The 6063-nt window shown below is 43.2% G+C and carries 6 protein-coding genes; 5 read left to right on the top strand and 1 reads right to left on the bottom strand.

All coding sequences use genetic code 11. From position 1 onward, the window contains the following. Together C7B77_RS30285 and C7B77_RS21695 are read left to right on the top strand one after the other, a co-directional pair. The coding region (locus C7B77_RS30285) for a hypothetical protein (protein ID WP_181243957.1) at positions 1-266 on the top strand (266 nt) is incomplete at its 5' end. A gap of 14 nt (positions 267-280) precedes the next feature. Next, positions 281-1654, top strand: a complete 1374-nt coding sequence (locus tag C7B77_RS21695; RefSeq protein WP_146138440.1) for a hypothetical protein — start codon at positions 281-283, stop codon at positions 1652-1654. Positions 1655-1877: 223 nt separating this feature from the next. Here the strand turns inward: C7B77_RS21695 and C7B77_RS21690 are convergent, their stop codons facing one another. Beyond that, positions 1878-3071: a histidinol-phosphate transaminase gene (locus C7B77_RS21690; protein ID WP_106309751.1), complete on the bottom strand. Its 1194-nt coding sequence runs from the start codon at positions 3069-3071 to the stop codon at positions 1878-1880. Between the two features lie 130 nt (positions 3072-3201). Between C7B77_RS21690 and C7B77_RS21685 the strand changes: the two genes are divergently transcribed. The 3 genes from C7B77_RS21685 to C7B77_RS21675 form a co-directional block, all read left to right on the top strand. Next, a complete protein-coding gene (locus tag C7B77_RS21685) occupies positions 3202-4506 on the top strand; it encodes an ATP-binding protein (protein ID WP_106309745.1) in 1305 nt (434 codons plus the stop codon). Between the two features lie 5 nt (positions 4507-4511). Next, positions 4512-5663: a tetratricopeptide repeat protein gene (locus C7B77_RS21680; RefSeq protein ID WP_106309742.1), complete on the top strand. Its 1152-nt coding sequence runs from the start codon at positions 4512-4514 to the stop codon at positions 5661-5663. A gap of 40 nt (positions 5664-5703) precedes the next feature. Beyond that, on the top strand, positions 5704-6063 hold a 360-nt coding region (locus C7B77_RS21675), incomplete at its 3' end, for a DnaJ C-terminal domain-containing protein (RefSeq protein ID WP_219892236.1).

Genomic DNA, 6063 nt, shown 5'->3' with positions numbered 1-6063 from the left:
AGCTTTCAATTAGGATTATAACTGCCACTTATCCTTTTTGGCGATCGGTAGTACAAACAGTCACCTTAACAGGGGTAAGTTATAGTCTTAAAGTTGGTACCAAACCGCCATCATTGCCACCCACTATCTATGTTAGTCCCAACGCGCTAACCATCAGTAAATATAGCGATCGAATCTCGCAGTATCTAGATCGATTGAGATATTTCGATCGCGAGCTAATCATATGGCTGGTTGTTTTGGTGCGGTACTCATCTACCATTTTTTAATCCAGTCTATAACTATGTCTCGTGTAAATCTTGCATCCGATTCCAAGCAATATGTTGGAATCTATCGATTATTTTGGGTGGTGTGGACGATTATGCTGCTTAGTGCGATATTAGTCGCTCCATTTATGAAACCATTGTATCAAAACTGGAATATCACAGAATGGTCGATCGATTATAGTGATGGATTTGTTAGGCGTGGATTGTTTGGTGCGGGAATTAATTGGTTTCGTCAATGGCAGATTCAACCATTACCGCTAATTTTTGGGATTGCTAGTACGGCTTATATCTGTACGTCGCTGCTGTGGATTAAAGCGATTAGGCGCATTCACTCAAAGCTATCGCAAAATGAGTTATTGTTGCTATTATTTAATCCCTGTACGATTTTATTTTTTACGCTCGATGGTTCGCCACTTAGGAAAGATATCTTCCCGATTTTATTTACGATGATTTCTTTATCGATCGTGCGATCGATCGATCCGCAAAGGCATCAATTCAGTATTAAATTCATACTTTTTTCACTTTGGCAAGCTGTCTGTGGTGTTATTTTAGCATTAAGTCATGAAGGGATTGCGTTGTTCTTCTGGTTGCCAATTAATTGGTTGCTTTTTGCTGTTGTTTCATCTAAGCTAACGTATCCTCAAATTGAAAGTTTGGCTCGACAGAAGTTAGTTCGATATCTGTGGCAAATTCTAGTCTTTCTGCCGACGATCGTGGCTTGTGCTGCGGCGATTAAATGGAGTGGTAATTCAGGGACGGCTCTAGCAATTTGCAAGAATTGGGAGTCTGTGCTGGCGGTAAATTGTGCCACCCAATCTGCGGATACAGCGGCAATTTCTGCGCTATCTTGGGATTTATCTGAAGCTTGGAGTAAGTCTGGATTTACGCTACTAGATACTGGAGTCGTACTATTATGGTTTATTCCATTTTGGTTCTGGACTGGTATACATCTAAGAATAGCCAATAAAGTTTCGATTTCGCCATCTTTTTCGGTGAAAATAGCTGCTTGGATCGGCATCTTTACATTACCGATTTATCTAATTGGATGGGATTGGGGTCGATGGTTTGCTATGCAATCGATGTTAATTCTTGCGACTGTATTAATTTTGGCTGATTCTCAGTGGAGTGCAGATTTAGAAGCTCGTTTGGATTTATGGTATCGTCAGTCTTCAATAATCAATCGACCTTTTAGGTGGAGTCAAAACTTCAGTCAATTCATATTAGATCGATCGACGAAGTACTTTAATTTTTCAGCTTCTACGCTTTGGTACTCCGGGGTAATTGGCTTACCACATTGTTGTGCGACGACACTCGCTATTTTGGTAAAAGGGTTTCCAGGTGGATTTATTGTTGCGGCAATCCGTCTATTTACGATCGATCTGTCACCTTAGCTATTATTTGCATAATCGATCTGAGATAATTTTGAGACATACCTACATAAGTAAGATTGTCTGTCTTAATTTGGGATAATAGGAGTAGCTCGATCTAAAATTGCGCTACTCCTAATTTCTACGTTAGTGCGATCGACAGCAATTAATAAAGGCTAAGTTATCGCGATACTCGCATGACGAATAGCTCGAAACTCAGTCGATCTCTTATAGATATTTTCGATCGCTAAAACGATCCTAATAAGTCACCGATTCTTGCAATAGTGCGATCGTTTTCTGCTGGAGAACCGATCGAAATTCGCAATCCACCCCCTGTATGCCGGATCGATGTGCCGTGGATTTTTAACTTGGCAACTAGCTGCGCCATTGCTAGCTCGGCATTTTCCACTCCCAGCATCCGCACGTACAGAAAATTAGCATCGCTGCGCCACACTTTGAGTGCGTCGAACTTACTTAGTGCTACAAATAAGCGATCGCGTTCGTTCGTTATTTCTGGAAGAACGGCTAATAAAGCAAGACGGTGTTGTAATACCAACTCGGCAGCAGCCAGAGAAATGCTCGGCAAATTGTAAGGCAATCTTACCTGTTCTAGAGTAGCAATGAGTTGAGGATGTCCGACGGCATAACCTACGCGATGCGCCGCCAGTCGAAATGCTTTAGAAAATGTCCGCAATACGATCCAATTTGGATGCGAGGCTAATTCGGCAACAACAGTCTGTTGGCTAAACTCAAAATAAGCTTCGTCGATGACGACTAAAATATCTGTTGGCAAACCCCGCATCCAGTCTAATTCTGTCGCACTCAGCGCATTACCCGTTGGCGAATTGGGATGCACCATAAATACCACCCTAATTGGTGCCGCCTGTCGATCGCTAATTGCCGTTTGCGCCGCAGTTACATCAACTTCAAAGTTAGCAGTTCGATCGATACTGACAACAGGTATTCCCAAAGTCTGCGCCAGAATGCCATACATGCTAAATGTTGGCGCGGCTACTAAAATGCTCCCCGCACCACCAACGCAGGTGGCAATTAAAATCGATCGCAATAACTCATCCGAACCATTGCCCACGCTAATTTGGCTGGGAAGGATCCCATCCTCGTTCCCAGCGGCTGCGCCAACGCTCAGTCCCGCCGATTCGGTTACGTAAGCCGCGATTTCCGCCTTCAGCCGCTGATGTCCCCCATCGGGATAACGATTGCTTTCGATGGCTTCTACCCACATCTGTGCCAATTTTTGCTTTAGCTCTAGCGGCAGATCGTAGGGATTCTCATTCGTGTCTACTCGATCGATCGAGATTGCCACAGATTGCCCCTCAGTCCCGCCAGGATGGGGCGTGTATGCCTGCAAACTCGCAAGTTCGCTACGGATGAAGGGTAATGGCGTAGCGACGCTAGGATTGGGTGAATGAGTAGTAGTCATAGTAGGCGGTAGCAAAGCAGCTCGGAACGATCGTCGGGTTTGAATTCCCATCATAGATCGATCTTCTACTGAAATTACCACGATCGAGATGGGTAGTCTAGAGATAGTGCTATTTTTGCCGCTATTCAGCATGACTAATTCTAACGATCCATTGCTAGCTTTACGGGAAGCTCTCAAATTTTCTCCCGATAATATCCCCTTACGCCAACATATCGCCGATACATTACTCAATCGGGGTGAAGCGGCGGCGGCGGCGATCGAATTTCAACAAGCATTAGCCCTCGCACCAGCTAATCTCGATCTCAAACTGGGTTTGGCGAGAGCCTTTTATCAGGAAGAGAAAGATTCCGCTGCGTTAGTAATTATCGAAGATTTGCTCGATCGCGGTGAGACTTCGGCGACAATTTTAACTCTACACGCGCGGTTACTGATGCGATCGGGCGACTTGTCTACTGCCGCGCAACAATTTCGCAAAGCGATTTCTCAAGATCCCAGTTTACAGGAATCCGAATTAGTCGATCGATTGGGTGTCAAACAGGCGGAAAGTTTCGAGCCTGATGCACCTACTCCCGAAGGCATCGAGAAATCGAGTATTTGCTTTGAAGATGTAGGTGGGATGGAGGCGGTGAAAGAAGAAATTCGCCTGAAGATTATTTATCCGCTCACCCATGCCGAGATGTATCGCGCCTATGGTAAATCGATCGGCGGGGGAATTCTATTATACGGCCCACCAGGTTGCGGTAAAACTCATTTAGCCCGAGCCACCGCAGGCGAAATTCGCGCTGGGTTTATTCCCGTCGGTTTGAATGACATTCTGGATATGTGGATCGGGAATAGCGAGAAAAATCTGCATCAATTATTCGATCGATCGCGCCGCAATCAGCCTTCCGTTTTATTCTTCGATGAAGTAGACGCTCTCGCCGCCAGTCGTGCGGATCTGCGCCAAAGTAGCGGCAAACAACTCATCAATCAATTTCTCACCGAATTAGATGGGGTGCAATATTCCAATGAAGGTGTATTAATTCTTGCGGCGACTAACGCGCCTTGGCATTTAGATACCGCCTTCCGTCGCCCTGGCAGGTTCGATCGCATCCTCTTCGTACCACCCCCAGATGCCGCCGCGCGTGCTAGCATTCTGCGCTTGCTGTGTCAGGGCAAGCCAATAATCGATCTCGACTATCAATTCCTCGCCCAGAAGACAGATGGCTGTTCTGGGGCAGATTTGAAGCTGGTAGTCGATCTGGCGGTGGAGCAGAAACTCCTTGCAGCAATGAAAACAGGCATTCCCCAACCGTTAACTACGAAGGATTTAGCTACAGCAGCCAGTGGGGTGAAACCTTCTACTCGCGAATGGTTTAGTACGGCTCGTAACTATGCCGTTCATGCCAATCAGGATGGTAATTACGACGAGATTTTGAAATATCTGAAGATGTAACAAATATGCAAACATCAATAAACCCAGAAGCACTCGATCGAGCGTGGTTTTTACTCCAGAATAATCGATTCGATCGATCGGAGCAAGAAATTCGCAAACATCTGAGCGAAAACCCAGATGATGCTTTTGCTCATGCACTACTAGCAACTTGCTTGGTCGATCTATCTCGCCATTCTGAAGCCATTAAATCAGCAGAGCAGGCGATATCGATAGAGCCAGATAATGGTCGTATGTATTGGACTCTAGGTTGTATATATATCCGGTTGCGGAATGGTGACTTGGCTGAAAAATATCTGCTTGAAGCGATCTGTTTGGAGCCTGAAAACCCCTATTTCCATGCATCTTTATCGGAGCTTTGTTGGAAGAGAAGCGACGACTCAAAACTGTCCTATGAAAAAAAGAAGAATTTTTTAGAGCAAGGCTCCAAAGCTGGTAGAAAAGGGCTAGAAATTGAACCGAATCATTTTTGCTCCAGGTTGTATTTAATTAAAAATCTATTAGCTCTTGATGATAAAAACCGTATTGCCGAAGCAATCAATTTAGCAGAAGAGTTACTCTCTCTCAATCCAGAAAGTGCCGCAGCTCACGAAGTTTATGCTCAGGCTTTATGCTGTAAATCAAGTAGAATAAAATACACTAAACAGGATTTAAATAGAATTTTGTCAATTTTACAAGAATCACTTCGGCTCGATCCAAATCGACCTTATGCTAAGTTCTTAGCATGTCACTTATTAGAGTGGCATTATTCAATACTATCAATCAAAGGAGCTTGGCTTAGAACTTTTCTCAAGTTTGTGAACATTGCCGCAATACCACTACTAGTGCTGACATTATATTTTTACAATGTCAATGGCTTTCAGATATATTCGACAGGGATTTTTGCGCTCTTAACTCTCATAAGCTTGATACCTATAATAGACTTAACTCAATCACAACTGAGAATTTACTTTAGCATCCAGTATCGTAAATTTTCACAGTCTAACAAAGCGATTGATTTGTTTAGATGGATAATTGCAATCATTGCTACTATTGGTTTGAGTTGGCGATACTTGCCGATATTCATAATTAAAATATTAACTTTATTATTATGGTTGTGTTTGCCAGTAGTAGTAATAGTTCTATTTTTCTTGACAGGTCGTTTAATAAATAAAAATTAAAACTTGACTCAAGAAACAAATTTGCTCCAAAACAACTAAGATGTTCAATCCTTTTGATTTTGAAAAAATCGCCAAAGATCTTAAAAAAGCTTCAGAGAATTTAGATGGAGAACAACTAAAGACTGAAGTTTTCAACGCTTTCGTTCAAGGCTTTCAAGGAAAAGAGATGCCGGAAGCTCCACGAGGGAGAGATTTATACTATAATCTTTCACTCTGTTTTAATGATGCCATGCTAGGCTCTAAACAAGAGATTCGGATTAGTAGATTAGAAGCCACAACAAATGGTGAATTAAACACAGTAACTAGAATACTGAAATTCACAATCCCCAAAGGGCAAGGTCATGAAAGTACATTAAAATTAAAGGAACAGGGTGATGCCAGCAAACATGGCGGTAAGCCA

Origin of the sequence: Chamaesiphon polymorphus CCALA 037, assembly GCF_003003845.1 — a bacterium.
GTDB classification, from domain to species: domain Bacteria; phylum Cyanobacteriota; class Cyanobacteriia; order Cyanobacteriales; family Chamaesiphonaceae; genus Chamaesiphon; species Chamaesiphon polymorphus.
Note: the sequence above shows the minus strand (reverse complement) of the source record. Positions and strands in the feature narration are given on the sequence as shown.

Bases quoted from the DNA above. Each gene is read 5' to 3' on its own strand.
- C7B77_RS21695 (WP_146138440.1), top strand. From the start codon at position 281: ATGTCTCGTGTAAATCTTGCATCCGATTCCAAGCAATATGTTGGAATC.
- C7B77_RS21680 (WP_106309742.1), top strand. From the start codon at position 4,512: ATGCAAACATCAATAAACCCAGAAGCACTCGATCGAGCGTGGTTTTTA.
- C7B77_RS21690 (WP_106309751.1), bottom strand. From the start codon at position 3,071: ATGACTACTACTCATTCACCCAATCCTAGCGTCGCTACGCCATTACCC.
- C7B77_RS21685 (WP_106309745.1), top strand. From the start codon at position 3,202: ATGACTAATTCTAACGATCCATTGCTAGCTTTACGGGAAGCTCTCAAA.